11 protein-coding genes are annotated in these 20,381 nt (G+C 35.7%); 1 reads left to right on the top strand and 10 read right to left on the bottom strand.

The features are described 5' to 3' along the window. Positions 1-56 precede the first annotated feature (56 nt). The 10 genes from BPOF4_RS09080 to BPOF4_RS09120 all read right to left on the bottom strand — a co-directional run bounded on the left by BPOF4_RS09080 (position 57) and on the right by BPOF4_RS09120 (position 18,885). Positions 57-2,000, bottom strand: coding sequence for a DUF2075 domain-containing protein (locus tag BPOF4_RS09080; protein WP_012958836.1), 1,944 nt, complete (start codon positions 1,998-2,000; stop codon positions 57-59). Between the two features lie 243 nt (positions 2,001-2,243). Beyond that, positions 2,244-3,623, bottom strand: coding sequence for an SNIPE associated domain-containing protein (locus tag BPOF4_RS09085; RefSeq protein ID WP_012958837.1), 1,380 nt, complete (start codon positions 3,621-3,623; stop codon positions 2,244-2,246). A 460-nt stretch (positions 3,624-4,083) separates the two neighbouring features. After that, entirely contained in the window at positions 4,084-4,221 is a 138-nt protein-coding gene (locus BPOF4_RS22530) for a hypothetical protein (protein ID WP_012958838.1), read from the bottom strand. A 20-nt stretch (positions 4,222-4,241) separates the two neighbouring features. Next, positions 4,242-6,809: an SNF2-related protein gene (locus BPOF4_RS09090; protein WP_012958839.1), complete on the bottom strand. Its 2,568-nt coding sequence runs from the start codon at positions 6,807-6,809 to the stop codon at positions 4,242-4,244. Continuing rightward, positions 6,802-8,073 carry a ParB/RepB/Spo0J family partition protein gene (locus BPOF4_RS09095; RefSeq protein ID WP_012958840.1) on the bottom strand — a complete coding sequence of 424 codons (1,272 nt, stop codon included), beginning with the start codon at positions 8,071-8,073 and terminating at the stop codon, positions 6,802-6,804. Before BPOF4_RS09095 ends, BPOF4_RS09090 begins: the two co-directional genes overlap by 8 nt. After that, the gene (locus BPOF4_RS09100; RefSeq protein ID WP_012958841.1) at positions 8,073-10,535 is read right to left on the bottom strand and encodes a sigma factor-like helix-turn-helix DNA-binding protein; all 2,463 of its coding nucleotides are present in this window, start codon (positions 10,533-10,535) and stop codon (positions 8,073-8,075) included. Before BPOF4_RS09100 ends, BPOF4_RS09095 begins: the two co-directional genes overlap by 1 nt. A gap of 503 nt (positions 10,536-11,038) precedes the next feature. After that, positions 11,039-11,725, bottom strand: coding sequence for a nucleotidyltransferase family protein (locus BPOF4_RS09105; RefSeq protein ID WP_012958842.1), 687 nt, complete (start codon positions 11,723-11,725; stop codon positions 11,039-11,041). A 13-nt stretch (positions 11,726-11,738) separates the two neighbouring features. Continuing rightward, a complete protein-coding gene (locus tag BPOF4_RS09110; RefSeq protein ID WP_012958843.1) occupies positions 11,739-13,142 on the bottom strand; it encodes a deoxyguanosinetriphosphate triphosphohydrolase in 1,404 nt (467 codons plus the stop codon). Between the two features lie 82 nt (positions 13,143-13,224). Beyond that, the gene (locus BPOF4_RS09115; protein WP_012958844.1) at positions 13,225-17,031 is read right to left on the bottom strand and encodes an ATP-binding protein; all 3,807 of its coding nucleotides are present in this window, start codon (positions 17,029-17,031) and stop codon (positions 13,225-13,227) included. Between the two features lie 864 nt (positions 17,032-17,895). Beyond that, a complete protein-coding gene (locus BPOF4_RS09120) occupies positions 17,896-18,885 on the bottom strand; it encodes a winged helix-turn-helix domain-containing protein (RefSeq protein WP_012958845.1) in 990 nt (329 codons plus the stop codon). A 133-nt stretch (positions 18,886-19,018) separates the two neighbouring features. Here BPOF4_RS09120 and BPOF4_RS09125 point away from each other — a divergent pair, with 133 nt between their 5' ends. Further along, on the top strand, positions 19,019-20,332 hold the full coding sequence (locus BPOF4_RS09125) for a M20/M25/M40 family metallo-hydrolase (protein WP_012958846.1): 1,314 nt from the start codon (positions 19,019-19,021) through the stop codon (positions 20,330-20,332). The last annotated feature ends 49 nt before the right edge of the window (positions 20,333-20,381 follow it).

Below are 20,381 nucleotides of genomic sequence, written 5' to 3' on the forward strand. Positions count from 1 at the left end.
TTTATTTTATAGTATAGCATTTTCGCTATTTTCTGTAATATATTCAATCATCACGTTCACTTGTATCTTTCCTGATCACTTTCAGCTATATGTTCATGGAAAAAATCATTTGGTTCATAAGATTTACTAACCTTATCGTATCTGCTCAAAAGGTAATTAGCTAAGTTATCATCTGTACAATAAACAAAACAACCTTTCTGCCCTCTTGTCATTAGAGTTCGATATGTATTTCGTATAATTTCATCAGCTATTTTGGTCGCTTTCTCAGGGTCTTCTATTATCATCTTTTTTAATCCTCTAAGTGAAGAATCTGTTTTTGCTCTCGCTTTATGATCTGTAATAACTTCCCCATTAACATATTTTAAATCATTTCCTATAATGACGCCGACGTAATCAAATTCAAGTCCTTGGCAGGTATGAATACATCCTGCTTCTTTTACTGAGGTCGAATCAATCGCCCATGTAGCTGAATTGTCCAAGTTCCAGCTCATATTATAATTAAATTCTTCTAATTTAATATCGTGGTAGTTTGAGTCGCTTTTTCCTTCTTTATTCCAATTCCAACAATAGCCCGCAACTATACGAGACTTGTTATTAGTTTTATTTAATAATTCAATTTCATCTCTAAGTTCATTTGGATTGTTATATACCCTAAAATCATAATGGCCACCCATATAATTAGTGTTAGCTGTTTCACGAATTCCAAGAACATCATCCAGCCAAGCTAGATAACCATTCGAGCCATTACATCGAAATTGAGATTCAAGTTCCATCACTTCAATATTTGCATTTTTATCAATAGCATGCTTTTTTATTTCAGTGAGACTCCCGGCATCTTTTAAAGTCACTCTCTGATTTTCATCAATAAAAAAGATAGAGAATTTAGAACAATTAATAATTTCTTTGATTTGATTTTCTCCAAGATGTTGAAACATCCCTGACTTCTCATTTAATCTGTGAGCTTCATCTACGATTAGAGTATCAAATTCATTTTCTGGCGCTTCTATATAACTACCAGAACTTTTAAATAAGTTATCGATATGTCCTTTTCTAAAGTCTTGTTTTAATTTATTTGCATAGATATTTCTTGGAGCAGCGTTTTTGGTCACGTATTGGCACACTTTGTTTTGGTTTGTTAACTCAACTAATAGATTAATAGCAAGCACTGATTTTCCAGTTCCAGGGCCACCTCTCACAATTAATACTTGTTTTTCTCCCGTCCTAATTGCCGTATTAGCCATATGTATAGCTTGCTCATAGACTACTTTTTGTTCATCAATCATTATGAACTCCTTGTTACCCTTAAGCATGTTATTTAAAGAGTCTTGCAATGATTTTGAAGGTCTGATTCGTCCATTTTCGATCTCATAGAGGTTTTCTTTATTGTCCCCGAACTGAATATAACGTTTTATGAAATCTCTTAAATGAGCGGCTTCTCCTTTTACAAAGACAGGAGCTTGTTCAATATAATAATGATAGGCGGGACTAGTTAAGGGATCTTTATTTCCTTGGTTAATATAATTATGTAAATAGGCACAAGGATAAAAGGATATCTCTCTTTTTTGCGCATTTTCGTTATAATCTTTAATTAATGCAGCATAAGACCAAGCTTGATAAGAAGGATGCGGTGTTTCTCGAATTCCACGGTTAATTACTGTTTTGACAATAGCTTCTTTTCCTTCAATTGATTCCACTTCTTCCCACTGTTTTAGTTCAACAATAATAATAGAATTTCGCTTTTCTTTTTTTCCTGAAATTAGAAAATCAACTCTTTTAGATGTATGTGGTATTTTAAATTCAATAGCAATACCAGCATTATCAGGGATTTCAGGATCACTTAAAATTCTGTACATATATTGCATTGAATTATCCCAGGAACGAACTTCTCGTTCATTAATACGACCAATTTTAGAATTGTAATTTTTCACAATGTTGTTAACAAGCTCATCCTGATAGACATCAATCAGAAATTCATTTTTAGTAGCTTCATAGACTATCATACCAATCACATCCGGTTCTAATATTGGTTAAATATATTGGTACTATTATACTGCACTTCGTCATTAATTTTTTATTGTGTTCTTCTAAATCAAAAAATTTACAATTGAAATGCTTACCTCTGAATAATCTAAATTGTCATTATTAATGCTAAATTTCTTCTAGCATTATGATTTAAGCTGTTATACCTCGATCAAAAAAAAGAGACATACCACGTTGTCTCTTAATTTAATGTTTATAATTACTTAACCTGCTGCCACCTCGTCATATGCTTTTTCTTGATCAGTCTCTTTAGCTATTTGTAAAGATTTTCTAAATTCTTCAGCGACAGCAAGTTTGGTGAATTCAACTGTATTGTTATGGTTTTCTTTAACTACTCTTGCTATCTCATTAATATCAACTTTGAAGAATTCTTTTCTATGATTCACTTTATTAACTCTATATTTTTCAAACTCCTTGTGCAATAAACTTTCTAGTTTGGGGGCATCTTCAGAAAAGACCATTGCATGAACATCGAAATAGAATGGAACAGATGCGTTACCTAATTCATTTATACGCTCCATAGGCTCTAAACGTCTTGTCATCCCTATTTTAAACATGTTTTCTCCAAAAGAACCAATATTAGAGATAATATAAACATATCCAGCTTTAGCATTTTGTGCTCGATAATCCACCTGCTCTTTTTCTTTTTGAATTTCGCTCATCTTCTCTTCAATTTCAGATATCTTTACCTCAATTTCTAGCTTCAATTCATCACTTGCTTTTTCTAGTTGCTGTTTATATTTTTCTAGCGCTTGATTAAAGTGTTTTTCGTCCTTTTCTAGCTTCTTTCTTTCTCGATCAATTTCAGCTTGTATACGCTTCTCTTCCCTCATTTGTTCTTTAAGAATTCGTTGCTCTTCTTTTTCTTCTTCTTTCTTTACTTGGTACTCATAAGCTAAATAAAGCTCTTCAATTTTCAGAGCTAGATAATCGAGTTTTATTTCTACCCCATTACGTTTGTTCAATCTATTTATCTGTTCTCTAGCCTTCTTAATTTGCTTTTCGACAGTATCAATATTGTTAAATTTAACCTTTGAAATAGCAATATCGCATTCTTGATTAAAAGCTCTCACAGCAATTTTCACATTGTCTTTACGCAGAGCCTCACCTTTCTTCTCACTACCATCAACCTGCCATCTCTTTGAATTCGTTGCAGTATCATCTTTGGCCATTTGCTTTTGTTTATCACGAATAATATCTAGCTGCTCTTTATATTTCTCGCTATTTTCAAATCCATACTTTGGCTCATAGAAACCAAACGTTTGGTACAAATGTTCTTCTTCATAGGAAACTAATTCAGACTTAATTAATTGCAGTTGTTCTTCTTCTTTGCTGATATCCATTTTCACTTTTTCCTTTTGAACAATTAAGTTATCATTTTCTTTCTCTAGGTCTATAGTTAACTGCTTAACCTTTGCTAAATCATCTAACCCCTGTTCTTTCCACTCTTTATTTCTCTTTTTGTTATCAATGATTTGAAGAGCTAGCAAGATCAAACCTATAAAAAAAGGAAGAATAAAATAAGATAGTGCAAACCAGATAGAAATGAACCAAGTTGATAAATACCATTTCTGTTTAAGCATGTAACATACCTCCTAGTAGCTTATCAATTCCTAGTATACACCAGTTGGTATATATTGTAATCATTCATTTTGTTGTATAGGCGAGTCTAACATAATAGGTTATTTTCTTTGGGCATTACCTATTTTTCATCTGGGGTATTTTGCTAGGTTTTCTAATTCACCTGTTGAATAATAGACGACAAGTGCCAGGCACTTGTCGTCGTATCTCTCTAAGCCAGCTCAAGACCAACCTGGCAAGCAGGAATATCACCGTTGACCGGGAGTAGCGTCTGTGGAGCCATATCGTCACGCAGTTTCTTGATCGGTACTCAGCTCCAATTGGGTATACAATATAGTCATTCCCTATCTTGTACTTAAATGAATGGAAAGGTTGGCAATCTCCTGCTCCCAAATATGCTTGAACCACTCGTTCAACATGCTTCATACTAGATAATCAAACGGAAATTCAACACTTTCTAAACTAACGAAATTCGACTTTGAATGAAATACTGTCAGCCTGTTCCCAATAATAATACTGTCCTTGGATGCTCTTATTCGAAAGAGCCTCATCCATCAAAATATTAGGCTCTTTAGCTAAGACTCTTTCAATTTTAGCCAATGCCTCATTTATATCTCCAATTATTCATCAAACAAAGCAGTGATCTCCTCTAGGTCCACTGTTGGGTCCGGGATTAAAACCCCACGTTCAATGGCGGAGAGCATCCGTTCTTCCTTGACCATTAACCGTTGATAAATGCGTTCATCAATCGTACTGCGTTCACCAGCCTGGCCTTGTAGCATCAAAAAGTAATACTGTGTATAATCATCTTCCTTTAATCCTAGACGATGAATACGATCACGGGATTGAAGAAGGTGGGTCAGGTTAAATGAGTACTCGAGATAAATAGCATCGTGACAAGTATGATGCAGCGAGACCGATTCCCCCAGTGTGTGCGGGTTCGTTATGAGAATATCGATTTCCCTATTCAGGAATTGTTCGATAATAGCGTCACGTTCTTCTTGAAGCGTATTTCCATAAATCACTTCTGCATTGATGCCTTTTTGTCGTAAATCGTCTTTAAGGGTGAGCATCGTATCAACAAAAATGCACCAGATAATCGATTGCTTTTCTTCCTTGTAGAGTGAGTGTGCCAGATTAATGGCTTTATCGTATTTTGACGTTTTCGGAACACTACGAATCAACTCTATTTCTTCCTTTGTAAACTGAATCTGATCCAAATCGTTCGTGCCCCTATGGTCCTCATTGTTATGAACGTCCTCCCCGTACATTTCAATGTAATCAATACTGTTTAGTAAAAGCAGCGGGTTGACCGATGCCTGAATCAGACGAATATAGAGATGAAAAATGGAGTGTCCGTATTTTAGATACAGCAGGTTTAAAAGCTGCTGCTCCTGTTCATCAGCGGTGACATAAAGCAATTCGTTTTCATTGGCCGGCGGCACCTGTAGCTGGTCCTTGGTCGTACGCCAGAAAAAGGGATACAGCATATCATTGATCCGTTCAACCATCACAGCATTAGGACTTTTCAATTGATCCTTTCTGAAATTAAAGTACATACGATACTCATCATCATATAAGATTTTTAACAGGTTATAGATATCTTCATACGAGTTGGGAATCGGTGTACCTGTGAGGGCAAACTTAAACTTTGCCCTCTTTGTCACCGCCTTTACCGATTGCGCTCGTGAACTTTGAATGCCTTTAATTTTATGCACTTCATCCAAAATAACCATCGTCCGCTCATCAATGACATTGCTTAGCACATCCTCATACTTTCCAACAGATTCATAATTGACCAGAATAACATTACACTTCCCGGATTCGGTTATAAATTCCGTCGGTGAATATTTACGGCGCTGCACATCAAGTACGCGCAGCAGTTTGTTTTCTTTAAAGTTTTCATAAAACTCCTTCTTCCACGCTAAAAAGGAATTCTTTGGTCCGATCATAACGATTTTATCAACCAGGTCAACTTCCGGTGCTGTTAAATATGAGTAAACGAGATAAGACATTGTCGTCTTACCGGCCCCGGGCACGGAAAAGTTTGAAGCCCGCTGCATTTCAAACATATAGAAACCGCACCAAAGCTGTACTTCCCGTGGTGGTCGAGCAAGCGCCTTTGTGGCTGTTTCTTTAAACGCGTTGAACCGTTCAGCAACAACCGGGTTCAAATCTTCCTGATAAAACTTGATGGCTTTGCCGTAATCTGCTCTTTCTTTAATAAAGTACGTCTTTTGAGAGATGAATTGCTGTAGCGCTTCGGTTACCACCACTTCAAAATTCTTTCGTTTTGCAAACTTTCTTAAATGATTAATAATATCCTGTAGGTCAAGGTGCGTCAGATCTTTTTGGAAGTGTGGGAAATCGCTTTCTAAGTAGGCCAGTAATTTTGACTGAAAGACCCGTTCTGTTCCCAGGATCATATAGGATGTTACATTATTGTGGACGACTAATTCGCCTTCCACGTGATCTAAAATAAGCGAATTGGGTGATAAAAAAGTAGAATTCACAATGATTTTCCCCTTATCATATTGAATTAGTTTCTGTCTAACAATCTCATCGATTTCTTTTACAAAAACGAATCCGTTGCTTGAGCCGGTACTCCATAGCTTTTTAAACTCAGCAATAGCCCTTGAAATCCGTTGCTGATCAAAGGGGGCGCTTTTCCACGAGGCTGTGACATCAAACGCCTCATAGTTTCTTGCTAGGGCTGCAAGTGTTTCGTTATTCGAGCCACTAAAGTAAATGCAATTCCCGTCTGCATCATGGCAAATACCATATTTACTGTGAAACAGGCCATTGTGCGTAAACCCTATCTTAAACTCAATCATGCCTCGCGCAATTAAGTGGGTAAAATTATGGACGTTCCTCTGATCTTCCAGGCTGAGTTGCTTAAAGTCCTCGATTGACAGTTTTGGAGCCAAGGATTTCTTGATCTCGTAGCCGTTTTTGAGTATATCATAATCACCCTTGCTGATCTCATGAGAAATGATAAAACGCATTTTTCCGTTTTGACGAATCATACCTTCAATGCCCTTTGCGTAGGCAGCCAGTGCTTTGAAGCTAAAATAGGCACTTACGCGGTCGTATGTGACCGATTTTTCCAGAACAGGAACGTAAAAAGCGTTTTTAATATCCACTTCATCTGAAAAATAAGACGGCTGCAGCTGAAGTGTCTTATACACGTAAGGCCTCTGCGATTTTTTTCATTTCTGCCTCAAGCTTGTTGTAATGAGTAAGAAATTCCTGTTCGGTTTCATCGTCCATATGTTTTAACTGAACCATATCCAGTTTCTCCATATCTTTAATAACTTTGTTCATGATGGTTACCGGCTTAGTCTGCACATCTTTCTGTCTGCCGCTCTCAATATACTGTTGGCCTTTTTGAACGACTTCTTGCTGCGCCTCGTCATTCTCCTTACTCACTTCGCTGAGTGTGTCTAGGTTAACCTGTTCATACTCATGAAGTGCCTCGTAAATGTCTTCAACCTGATCTTCAAGGTCATCCAAAAAGTTTTCCTTTTCATCGGAACTCATGACATGTCTGCCGATATCTCGCATGTTTCGGGACAGATCATGGGTTTTTTGCATTCGTCCTGCAAGTGCCACCGTAAACAAGGTATCGCGGATGCGCATATACTCCTGCACATCTTGTTTGTCGTCCTTGTTCTCAAGTATTGTAATGACATCTATTCCTTTTATCTGACCTTCAATAATCGTCAGAATATCCTGCAGGATTGTATCGAATTCCCAATCACGTGCAATGTAATACTGCTTTTCTGCGTTAATGAACTCAAGAAATTGATTCATAAGTACTGCACGTTTGACCATTTTCTTCACATCACTTACCGATTTGTTAACGTAGTTGCTGTACTCTTCGATTGAAAATAGCTCGTTTTCAATAATATCCTGATAGATGTCTACTAAGTTATCAATCGGATTATAGTCGATCGGCTTTTCTTTTCCGTGTTGCAACTGCAGCTCAAGTTTTTTTATGTCTTTAGCGTCTATGCCTACTGATTGATCGAGTAAAATTGCATTAAAAAATATATCGCCCTTCCCCTCTGCTTTTAGCTTGCGCAGCGCAGTAAAGCGGCGGTTTCCATCAATGATCCGGCCGTCATTAAGAATGACACCCGGTTCAAGCTGGCCGAGGAGGCTTATGTTCTTCTTCGTTTTCTCCAGCGCATTTGGATTGGATTGGTAGATAAACTTTTCCAATAATTTATTGTACGCCTCAATATCATTTTTTTGTAATTCTTCCCCACTTGATAAATACTGACTAATATATGTCGAAATCCGACCGTTTTTTTCATTGTAATGGCACAGTTCGAGGGGGATGGTTAACACTTTGTAGGACTCTTCTGTATTTTTTATCTTAAGCCGGCGACTTTCCCCGGTTTCCTTAATAGATATTCCAATGTATTCTTTTAGGTTTTGCATTTTCATTACCTCTCTCCACTGTAGATAGTTTCGTAGAATCGTTCTTTGTTCTGGTATACCTTATTCATTTCTCTTGAGTAATAAAACGTTGTGTTCTGTATGGTACGAATCAGTTTATCTTTATTAAGATCAATGCTAAATTCCCACTTCAGCCTTGTCTTCAGAACGTCAAGGTCAAGTGGCTCGCTTTCCTTACTGAAAAACCATTCGAGAAATTCCTTTAATGTAAATTCCTCACCTGTTTTTGAGAAGATCGTACAGTTTTTCGTATTCAGCGCCCGAAGCTTTGGATGAGTCCAGATGATCCGCTCGTAAAAAACCTCTTCAAATCCATAGTTTTCCAGCTCATGCTCGAACCCTTCCTCCTTTATAGAGTAATAGGTGAAATAAGGTGCTTCGGAGTAATGGTAAGCTGCCTCCCTGTATGCAGCCAATTCGTCCTTAGAGATTCCTGCCCCTTCAATCTTTCTACTAGTCATATACATATCCGGCGCCACTTTTACAACTTCCAGTTTTTTCTCCAAATTGTATAGTGCACTCAAAAAGTGATTCGTTTTAAAGTGGTGTGATCGCGTATTACGGAACATATCGTTTTTCAGAATAAGTCTAGTAAAATACTGATCAATCGAGTTGTATTTCCGGTTCAGGACGAACATCCCCTTTAAACTATAATTTAGTTTCATTAGGGCCTGATTGTTAACAAACTTCTCTTTAAAATCCTGAATATGCTCAAAGCCAAGTTTGATAAACTCCTGAACAGTATAAAGATCGTTTTTCAGAAGTGAATCAACTAGGGAATACTCTGCTTCACTGACCTCTTTATAGCTCACTTTAATAAAATGATCGTGTATATAGGGCAAGTAGTCATTGCTGTACAGGAGGCTGTGTAACGAATCCTTCCGTAAACCATAGTTATTCTTCACATAATCCAAAAATTCTTCAATTGAGATCGGGGCCAATTCGTAAAACAGACTTATTAAGAATTCCTTTTTACTCGTCTGCACACAAAACTCAGGCATTTTCGTAAAGGTCACGCCTTCTACTTCAATGTATCTTTTGTATAAATTGTGAAGCTCATGGCCTGAATCGATATTTAACTCAACCATTAAAGCTTCGTTTTCATTGAATATCTTCGCCATGTGATATACACCGGGGTCCAGATCAAGAAGTTCTTTTAAGTGATTCATCATTTCTGGGTCAACTTTGTCCACATCATAAAATCGAAAACTGTTCCTTTTTGTACGGATGATCTTGCGGGACCGATCAATCAATCCCATTGCACTTCGTTCTGTATAGTAAAGGGACGGATCCAGACGGTGCTCCGTTATATACTCGTTAGCTACCTCATTAAAATCCTCATTGCTAACTGCTGTTTGCCCAAAGTGAAACATCAGGTGTTCAAAGAAAGCTACTTTGTTATTGTAGGGAACAACCTTATTTTCATAATTGATATAGCAATTGAAATGAGCTAAAACGAGTTCTTGCTGCTCTGCTGTCAAGGAAAGTTTATCCAATAAATCTAATACACTTCTTTCTCCTTGATCCAACTTTATGTTTAGCAGCTGGTACACTTCTGGTATTTCCCCATACACTGCTGAAAACAGTTCCTCATCCCATTCGTATACCTCAAAAACGTCCTTATAAAAATTGAGCTCCTCAAGTTCAGGTAGTCTGTTGAGCAGCTTCGCTTCCCTTTGGCGGATACGTTCACGGGACAAATTCAAACTATCACCGATCTGTTGAAGAGACTCCCCCTTCATGCGGCGGATCAATATCTCTTTATCTTTAAAATCTTCTGCAAGTAATTGTTTTATCGTTTTTACATTTCTTTTGAAGCCAAGATCTGGGATAAACGTCAAGTAGTTTTCCATCGTTTTCTTGTGCAAAAATAGCTCTATGCTCTCTACTTCTATTTCTGTTTCCGGTATGTTAAGCCTTACACTTAACTCCTTAGCCAGAGTATCCTTGGTGACATAATGGCGTGGTTGCAGCTGTTCGCAATACTCATGTAAGTAAAAGTGATAGGTCTTTGCAGTAACATCGGATTGAAATAACTCTTCACACAATCTATATGCTTCTATAATGCGTTCAAAAATGACTTTCTTGTTCTTGCGACCGATCCGTTCAAAAAAAATATCGTATGTCATAGAATCAATTTGATCGTATGTAATGTTATGATCCGCTAGTAAGCGAATACTTGACGGTGACAATCCTGCAGCACTCAATTTATAAACAGATTGTTCATATGCCTCAATACTTAAAAAAGCTATGGCATTCATTACTTTTCTCGTCATTGCCTTTTTAGCAGTCTTTAATTGGGCAACCTTGTTAGACTCGGTTAAAAAGTCGTTAACTACAAAATCATACTCTACGAGGTGATCAATCATTTTTTTTGAAACATTGAATTCTAATAAACTATACAATGTATACGAATTAAACAAATACTGTAACTTGCTTTGTGGAAGCATTTATGAATCTCCTCGCATTAAATTTAAGACGCTTACTCTATCCACAATACACAAGGACTAAGTGTATTCGTGTACCTTTCTACTATATTTTACATAAATATAGGCCGCAAGTCACTATGTTTGCAAAAGTTGATTGCCTTTTTCAGGAGAAACCATGTGTCTTGAGTTTTATTTAACGGTGTATCAGTCTGATGCCGTATTTCACTAAGCATTGTACAACTTTAGGTTTGATATTTGTAGCTAGTAAGCCCACTTATTATCTCATCATATAAAAATGAAAACCCTTGAAGTAGTTTTCAAGGGTTTTCAAAGTTTTAATCAAATATTAATTTTGTAACATTTTCAACATGTCTTGAGTAGTGATCGCAGACATTCAGCGCTTCCACCTCAGAATAGGCCTACTGTAGTGAATTATTGTACTTGTTTGATTATATTTCTTGCTAAAATATTGAAAACAAAGGCAGTTCCTGAGGATTTCCTCTATTAAAGATACTAATAATTTTTTATATAAATTGTAATTCTTTCTTAATTTCCGGCTCAGAAATTTTCTCAGTTTTATAATGTGTGATTTGCACTTCTAACAAATTACTAATTAACTTTTCTTCCTTTAATGAATCTAAATAAAACCTAAAAACTCTCTTTAATTTATTTGACATATTCATATTATATTTCTTTTTAAAAACTAAAGCTCGTAACAAATTAAGCTCTACATGCGGGTTTTTCTCTAAGCTAATATCTAATTCTGCCTTTATTAGAGAATCCCGTAATAAATCTGCATACAAGCTATTAGAATTAAAGTTATATACTACACCATCTATATTTAGATAAACAGATTTTGCTAAGTTTTCTTCACTTGGTTTTAATTCAGTATTTTTAAATGCCCAAGTATTATTTAAGTCCCAAATATCAAAATCTATTCCAGAAACTTTAATTTTATATCCACCAAATCTATTTTTTTTATATTCATAATTTTTTATAATTTTGTTAAATTCTAATTCATCTTTAAACTTTACAGCAATATCAAAATCTCTGGGATACTGTTCATTTTTGATAAAAATATCACGAACAGCTCCTCCAAAAAATAATAGTTCTCCTGTTTCAGATAACCTTTCAACGAATTCTAGAGTTTCTGAGTATTTTCCAAGCAAACTTAATAAATCATTTTTTATATTGTTTTCAAGTTTACTCATCTCCAACTCTCCTTTACGGTAGCTTTATTCCCAATAGTTCTTGGTGTAAATTAACAGCATAACCATCAGTCATACCAGAAATAAAGTCAGTAACTAATAATAATCTATTGTATAATGTTAATTCTGAAAAGTCCACTTCAAGTTTTCCTTCATTAGAAAACCGCTGAATGTGTCTGAAATTTTCTGATATAATATGAACTAATTTTTCATGCTTGGTTTTTGAGCTTTCTAATTTGTTAACATTAGTAACCGCTTCTACAAATAACGATAATAGATCAGATAATACTCTATCCCCAACTAATTCTAATGTTAAAACTTCCTTATTTGGATATACATATTTAAAAGCTAAATTTCTTAATTCATCAGCTAACTCTTTTGCAGATGAATGAGTTAATAAATCTCCTTTAAAACTACCACTCATTATTTGATCATAATTGGATTTAAAACACTCTACTACTGCAAAAATCATAATACCTTGAATAGAAACTTTAAAATTTTGTACATCTATAAGGCTTTTATTAGGAACTTTATTTTTAATTGCTTGTTGCCTGTACTCCTCTAGATTTTTAAATGCAGAATCATATTTATCGCTAAATTTTTCCTTTATTTTTAAATATTCTTCCTCCCAATTAAAAACACCTTTTTTAACTGCATCTTCTATATCTGCAGTTAAATAAGCTATATCATCTGCAGCCTCTAATATGAAGGTAGCAGGATGTCTACATTTTCCAATTCCCACCTTCTCAGATATTTTTTCAAATAAATCATTCTCAGCATAGAAATAACCGAATTTTTTCTTTCCTTTTTTAATTACATTTTCATCATTTGATGCCCATGGATATTTCATTAACGTTGCTAACGTTCCGTATGTGAAATTAGCACCAAATGGGTCATTTAAAAATTGTAACTTAGATAAAATCCTTATTGCCTGTGAATTTCCCTCAAAATACATAAAGTCATTTTTTTGTTGCTCATTAAGTTCCCCAAACCTTTCTTGTGCAATTATGAAAGAATCTTTATCAAACCAATTTTCAAACCACTTTCTAATAATATCTTCACCATAATGGCCAAAAGGTGGGTTTCCTAAGTCATGTACCAAGCATGATACCTCAACTAGAGAAGCTAATTCTTTTGCTCTATAAAAGTTTTCGAATATCCCTTCTTCTATTAGCCAACTACCTATATTCCAAGCTAAAGATCGTCCTAAAGAGGCTACTTCAAGTGAATGAGTGAGTCTAGTACGAATAAAATCATTATTTTGTAATGGAAATACTTGAGCTTTATCCTGAAGTCTTCTTAATGAAGAGGAATATATAATTCTTTCATAATCTTTATCAAACTCATTTCTATGTGGTAAGCTTTTACCTAACGATTCTCTTTGTCTATCTGTGTTTAAAAGTTGATCCCACTCTAGCAAATTAATCGCTCCTTCCTTTTTAACATTATTTTATATTAATTCCCTTATATTTGAAACCTCAAATTATATGAACCACTTGACACTATTCAAAACGCTCGTTTCTCCTTCTTTCCTCGTTTAACTCCTTCTCACGTTCTTGTCTGATTGAACCCTCTAATACTACCTGTTGTTTGGCCGCCCAATTTGTCACAGACTCATCCTGATGTTCCTTTAACTCATAAATTAAAGGCAAGCGTCTTTCCATTTCTGCTGCTAGAGACCCGCTCCAGGACCTTGGAAAAAAAGAATACTTAAAAATATCTAATATTTTGATAGGTTCATTGGACATATCAATGATCTTCATTGCTAAAGGCGTCCACTGTAAAATATTATCCCTTTTACAAGTGCAATAAGGCATAATTATTCTCGCTAATGATAAGTATCTTGTTTTAGGATTAGCTTCGCACCATTCAATAATAACTTCCTCATTAATTTTAGAAATTGGATTCGCCCTGGTACGTATCTCATCAAGAAATAGCCTATCTATTTCTCTACCTTCATTACTTTCTAGAAATGTCTCAAGAAAAGCTATTGGTTGGGTGGCTGCTAGTGCTTCTAATACTTGAATATAGTCCCAAGAGTAAATATCATAATTATTAAAACCCTTTATTAACTTTTCGCCTAGGTTTTTCGCATTCTCTTTGGCAGCATTAGGAACAAAACTAGCTTTAATAATACTTGATAGTTCATAATCACTTCTGTCGTTTCTGGAAGTCTTTCTTTGAAATTCATACATAGAAAGCAACTTTTGACCTAATCCAATTATTGTTTTATTATGTTGCTCATTCTTTTTTTGTCCATGAATTCTCATATGAAGTATTTTATTTGCTACTTCTAAACCATTAGATTGGGAAGAGATTAATTTTATCATTTTATAAAAGTCACCATCATTAATAGTTTCGTGCACTCTTCCATATGCTAAATTACTATATTGCCAAATATGTGAGGAACCACTTTCAAGAGATTCAATTAACCTTTGCACACCACTTTCATCAATTTCAATACTTGTCTGTAACAAAGGAAATACTTCCGCTGTAATTTTGTTCGTCAAAGCATCATCTAAAATTCTGTTACAATGATTGGGGTTATTCTTTGATAGTGCACTTAAAAAACCACGAATTACTTGATAGTTTATAGTTGTTCTTTCTAGAGTAGTTAATTGGCTTATAAATTCCTCCCAGATTAAGTCAGAGCTCAATGATCCCTCTGCCAATCCTTGTCCAAAATTAAACATTACCCAATTTTTACAGCATAATATATCAGGCAATAATTCCTTTAAGATCTCTTGATTGGATCCAACTTCGATACCTAAAGATTTTGCATTTTCCTCAATTTTAATATCTTCATCATCACTATTTTTTCCATCAAAGGTATCGACTAAAGCAAAAGAATCTTCAGATAAAATATAAAGTCTTACATGTTCAATTAAACTTGTTGGTTTTAGAATTTTATCTAATTCATCTAAGCGAGATTCAATACTTGAATCCAAAGCTTCTTGGTTCCGTTTCTTAATAGATTTAACAGCTACCCATGCTTCACCCCAAAAACCTTTTTCAGATATTTTATTTGCACAAAGTTCAAGTTCATCATACAAACGTGTTTTAAGCCATAACCTACCAAATTTCCTCCCGAGAATTACTTTTACTTTATTTGAAACTGGACTTTGATTCATAATAAGTTTTAAAGAATATTGGATAAAAACCTTATACCAATGCTGTATTTCCTTCATAGTAGTAGGTTGAAGTCCATAATCTCTAGAGTGCGCTCCAAACTCAAAATAATGATCGGAAATAAAATTATCAGTTTTAAGTGCAGCCCCTAACAATAAAAGACCAAGTTCCATCTCGTCATGAAATTTAGATGTTACCAATTTGTCAATTACATTCAGTCTTTGTTCAGGAGTAGCTTTTGTACCGGATAAGTAAATATGGAATAGTGTCTTCAACATTTTTCTAATTGAGTTAACATTTTCATTTGGCCTTTCAGATAGTGCAAACCGGCAAAGTAAACTAGCAGATTTCTCAAAGTAATTTTTATCATAAGCAATAGAGCAAAGAAGCCTGGTGAACTCAATATACTTTGGGTTATCACGAGAAAAGAAGATATTTACTTCTTCTAAAAGTAGAACTTTTTCAATAGAAGAAAGAACTAATTCTGGATTTACTGGAGCAATGTTTTTGAGAAGACTAATACCAAGCTCATTTAAATTACTAACACTGCCCAAAAGCCCTCCTTCTTTCAGCCATCTATTTGAAATTTCTTTTGCTTCCTCAGAATCGTGTAGAAAGCTTAACCTTCTTGAGAAAGATTTTAATAATCTTTCATTTTCTCCATTTTCAAAAGTGTTACAGATAATATTAATAGGTATATTTTCAAGAGCCCTTTGTGCAAGCTTATTTGCTATTGCATGAGGCAGAACTGCTCTCCATATGCTTCTCTTTTGCACAAGATCACGACGTATCAGTTCACTCACATTTTCATATATTGGCTGTGTTGACATTCCAACTAATGACCCTAATATACTTAGCTCATTACTATCTGTTTCATTTATTGAACTATCAAATGAGTAAACCAATGAACAAACTTCAGCAGCTTGTAATAAACGAAAATTGGGTTCATTTCTTTGTTCAAACAATCTATTAAAAAGAACATTATCTCTTAACCCAGCAAGATTCTCTCCTCTTTTAACAGTATTGGCTAAAGCTATCGCAATACGTGCATTTCCTCCTGAAAATTCTGCTATAGTCCTAGCATTTACTTCACTTAAATGAGAAAAGCGCAACTCCAAAATATGACTAATTAACTCTTTAGATGCTGGCGCTAAGCGAAAAACTTCAGTTTCTTCAGGTTGGTCCTCCCGAACATCATATTCAACAGTAACGATGCTTAATAAACTATTAGGTTCTCCCCCTACTGCTACTAAACGATTATGTAAGTCTGGTGGGCAATTATCGACAATAAGAGTAGCATGACTATTTAAATTTACTAAACGCTGAGCAAGGGTACATGGATCAGGATCAGGGCCATCACTTATATCTGTATAGAAAACAGTAGAAGGATTTAATGGGTTGTTACCAATTCTATTATCAAACAAGGCATGTACTAATCTAGTTTTTCCAACACCTGAGAGGCCGACTAAACGAATATTCGACTTTGGCCTTTCTAATATTGACCTTAGTTTATTTAGCCCTTCTAAAGCAGACAACCCGTCGTAGTGGGAATTACCACTACTATATAGACGTATTTGTTCATCTAGGATGTATTCTTCTTTAAGACCCCCGGGAGAACGAGTCCAATTACCAAAAGTCCTCCACCCCTGGATTGGCCTTCCGATTTTTTCCCTTACCCAGATACTTAGAGCTGGAAAGTTTCGCACCCATCCAGCTATTCGTTCCCGATCGTAAAAATCAACCTTAAAATTAGACGTATTTGAAATGTTTTCAACCACTTCCTGCATTGCATCTTTTCTATCTTTTAGAGCAGAGTCAGCAGTTGACCCTTGACTACTTACAATAATATATGCACCATTTAAAGCTATTAAATTCTTAATAACTTGTTTCGGCTCACCATTTACCATCATCTCTTTAAAAATAGCACTACGAGGCATATCTGGCTTTTTAACCTGATAACCTGTATTAGACCGAGGAATAAACCCGTCACTATGAACTGAGGACGTTAATTCAACTCGTACATCAATCCCTCCGTCTTTCGCGTTTTGGTGACCACCCCATGTAACACCTGCTGTTGGTAATTTCATAGAACGAAGATCGGCCTCACAAAGTAGTCCGATAAGCGACCTTAAATCACTGTCACTCAATTCACTAATATCTTTACCCTCAATTTCAAACATTTATATTTGCCACCCTTTTCTAAATGTGTATATTCTATTCTTATACTTTATTATCTTTTATTTAGAGCCCTCTTACATTTATTCTACTAAACTACACAATTTCTTCCAACAAGTAATAAATTTATAGTTTACTTCTGCTATCAGAAGAGCCCTTAAGTAGACTACCCAAATGAGGTTGTCAAACATTCTAAAAAAATCCCATATAGAAAAGCAAAATAATAAAAAATTTCCTCTCCCTCCAAGGGGTTAGTTATTATTCTGTCTATAAACATCAGTGACTAGGATATGTTAATCTTGATAGATTTAATTATAATTTTGGTTCTTTCACTATATGAGACTAAATCCCTTCGGATAAAAAAGAGACTTCCTCCGGGGGAAATTCCAGCATCAAACTTTCTCTTTGAATGTTGATGGCTTATTAAAAGCCTCAAAATCGTCCCTTATACTTTCTAATAGGATGAGCAAAAATCACAATAATACATCTTCTTACTATATTTTCATTCCATTATTGAAAAGAGACATTACTGCTATTTTCTTATCGTCAACATGTCTATATAAAATGAACAATAAAAAAGCCCTAAAATTGGAAGAAGAATCATCTATGTATAATTGGTATATCTGCAACTCTAATATTACTGAAGCTGTTGTAGATTCAAAAAACGAAGGGAAGGTCTACTCTTGTAGTAAATGCTTCATACTAAATCTGTAGCCTTTTAAGTTTGATGGAAAGCTTGTTTATTAGTCTATGTTTAGCATACGTGAAATTCAACATGACGCCTCAGGCGCCTTTTATATGTTCTTATAACAATAAACAGTTTAACAAACTCCTTTTATTTGGTTACCTAGTCTTTATTTACAGCAATCTCAATCCAATTGCAATTCCGTTCCCACACACCTAAAATGCTTAAACATCCGATACTCCCCTCCTCCACTCCAAAGGTATCCTCCATCTATTGTTTTAATAAACTCAATCTCAGGGTTTAATTTTGCTAATTTCCTACGAAGCCTTGATATAATCTGTCTTAATGCTGCTTCTGGATCTTTGGATTGTTGTGAAAGTCTGGAGATGATGTCTTGTTTCGATACTCCAGAGGGATTTTTCATTAAATACTCTAGGATCGCTGCGTTTTTTATTGGTATTGATACACTTCTTCCTAGGTATGAAACTTCTGTATCGTTCAGGCTTATCTGGTTGAATATAAACATCGGCAGATCGATGTCTGAGTGCTTTTCGTATTCTTCCTCTGAAATGTTGCTGTATTCTACTCCATTTAAAATCATTTGGTATGGCTTTTTTTCATCATTTGGCTCAATGCCGTTTCTTATTTCATCTAGAAGCAGCTTTAGCTCCTCGTTTTGTTCTAGTTGTTTATAAGGCATATCAGCAATTTGATCGAGTGAGGCTTGCGTGATGATTTTACTGTTTTTTAGTATGTAGTAATGAGCTTTTACCATTTGTTCTGCGGTTAACTTCTTTCTTGTTAAGTTAGGATTCGAATGGGCTGCCTGGTAGAAAGAATCTAGCGATTTTGTCCATTCTTCTTCGTAAAAGTATAGGAATCCAAGTCTGTAGTTCGCGCGTGCATTATCAGGCTCTAACATAATAATTTGATGAAACACTTTGATTGCTCTCTCATATGATCGATCTTGTATCTTCAAATACTCACCATGTAGAATGGACAAATAAGCTCTAACTTCTATATACCCACTATTCTTTTTATCTAGTTTTGATAAAGCAAGAAATAAGCTTAAGCCTTCTTTTATCCATTTGGGATTGGTTTCATCCTCCCTATCCCACCAGTCTGCTTCTATATCTAATAATTCGTCCAAGGTATATTCCGAATATCTTCCCATCCGTTGATCCCCACTCTTTTTTTTTTAAGTACTAATTCTATTTTACTATAACCATCCCCTCCTTTCGTTGTGACAGTGTTGTCACAAGGTTCTTGCTACACTTATCTCAACATAGCAGAAGGAGCTGGTAAATATGAGAAAAGAAACATTGTTTGCACGTCATGGGTTTATGGAGTCAGATTTGGAGGTTAACGTCATTGGTGGGCGTAGCAAGGTCGGTACATTCCTGAAACAGGCGCTAAATTATGTGGGGCAAACTGGGGACCCAATCCCTGAGGCTAAATGGATGGAAGCACTTCTCCATGCATCAACACAGGTAGAAAGGGTTGGCCGTGAAATGTCGGTTGATCCACGGGAACAAGAGCTGCCTCTAGCCGAGCTGGATCCTTATATTCGCGGGATTGTTCGTTGGCTGAATGAACTAGGGTTGCACACAAGTTTTTGCTGTGACGGTCATAACAAAAGGCCTGCTCATGTCTCTTTCATTCGTTTGCTAAAGAAAGAAGAAATTAGATTATTGAAAGCTTGTGCCACTAAAGATGTACGAATTAAAATTGAAGGCAAGAAAGCGACCTTCTTGTATCGAGCTGGAGAAGTTCAAAAGCTGCTTGATGTTTCAGAACATTTCTTTGCTTTAGTTAAAGACCCTGCAAATATCATTCACTTAGAGGCGGATGGCTTCAAGTCTAAAGTAATGGACCTCCTCTCTATTTCAGGGGCAAGCGGTAATGAAAGAAAGATTAGAAATCACCTGCGCCAGCAATTAAATAAAATCACCGACTATACGTATATGGACCGTGCCGGCAATCTTCTTGCTTACCTTAATTGCGGTGAGGGTCCAACCGTTTTACTCTCAGCTCATATGGATACAGTTGAAGAGTTTAGTGAAGATCGGTATATCATTGAAGAAGGAACAGTGCTCTCCAGTTCAGATGGAGTCCTAGGAGCAGATGACCGGGCTGGGATTGCCGTTGTTTTAGAGGTCTTATCCCGCATTTCTAAAACAAACTTTAATGGTACGTTAAAAGTCGCATTCACCGTTAAAGAAGAAATTGGCTGCGTTGGTGCTAGAGAGATTGACCAAGAGTTTATCTCTGATATCGATGCTGCGATTGTCGTTGACCGTAGAGGAACAAGAGATATTGTCACATCAAACTATTCCACTTCTTTTTGCCCGGATGAGTACGGGGAGCTTTTTGAGAAAGCAGGTCAGTCATTAGGTATGGAAGATTGGAAAGTAACTGTTGGAGGCTCAAGTGATGCTCGAGTATTTGCTGAGTATAGCATTCCCTCTGTGAACTTATCTGCAGGCTACTTGCATGAGCACACTGACTTTGAAACTCTTGATTATAAGGCAGCGTATGAAACGATGATATTAGTTGAGGGTGTGCTGCACCAGCAGTTGATAGGAGTTAGGGGTGACGTGCAGACTGGTGAGGAAGTATAAAGAGTAGTTTTCTGAATTAAATAGAAAAGGCTAACTTCATTATTGAAGT

The organism is Alkalihalophilus pseudofirmus OF4 (assembly GCF_000005825.2).
GTDB classification, from domain to species: domain Bacteria; phylum Bacillota; class Bacilli; order Bacillales; family Bacillaceae_D; genus Alkalihalophilus; species Alkalihalophilus pseudofirmus.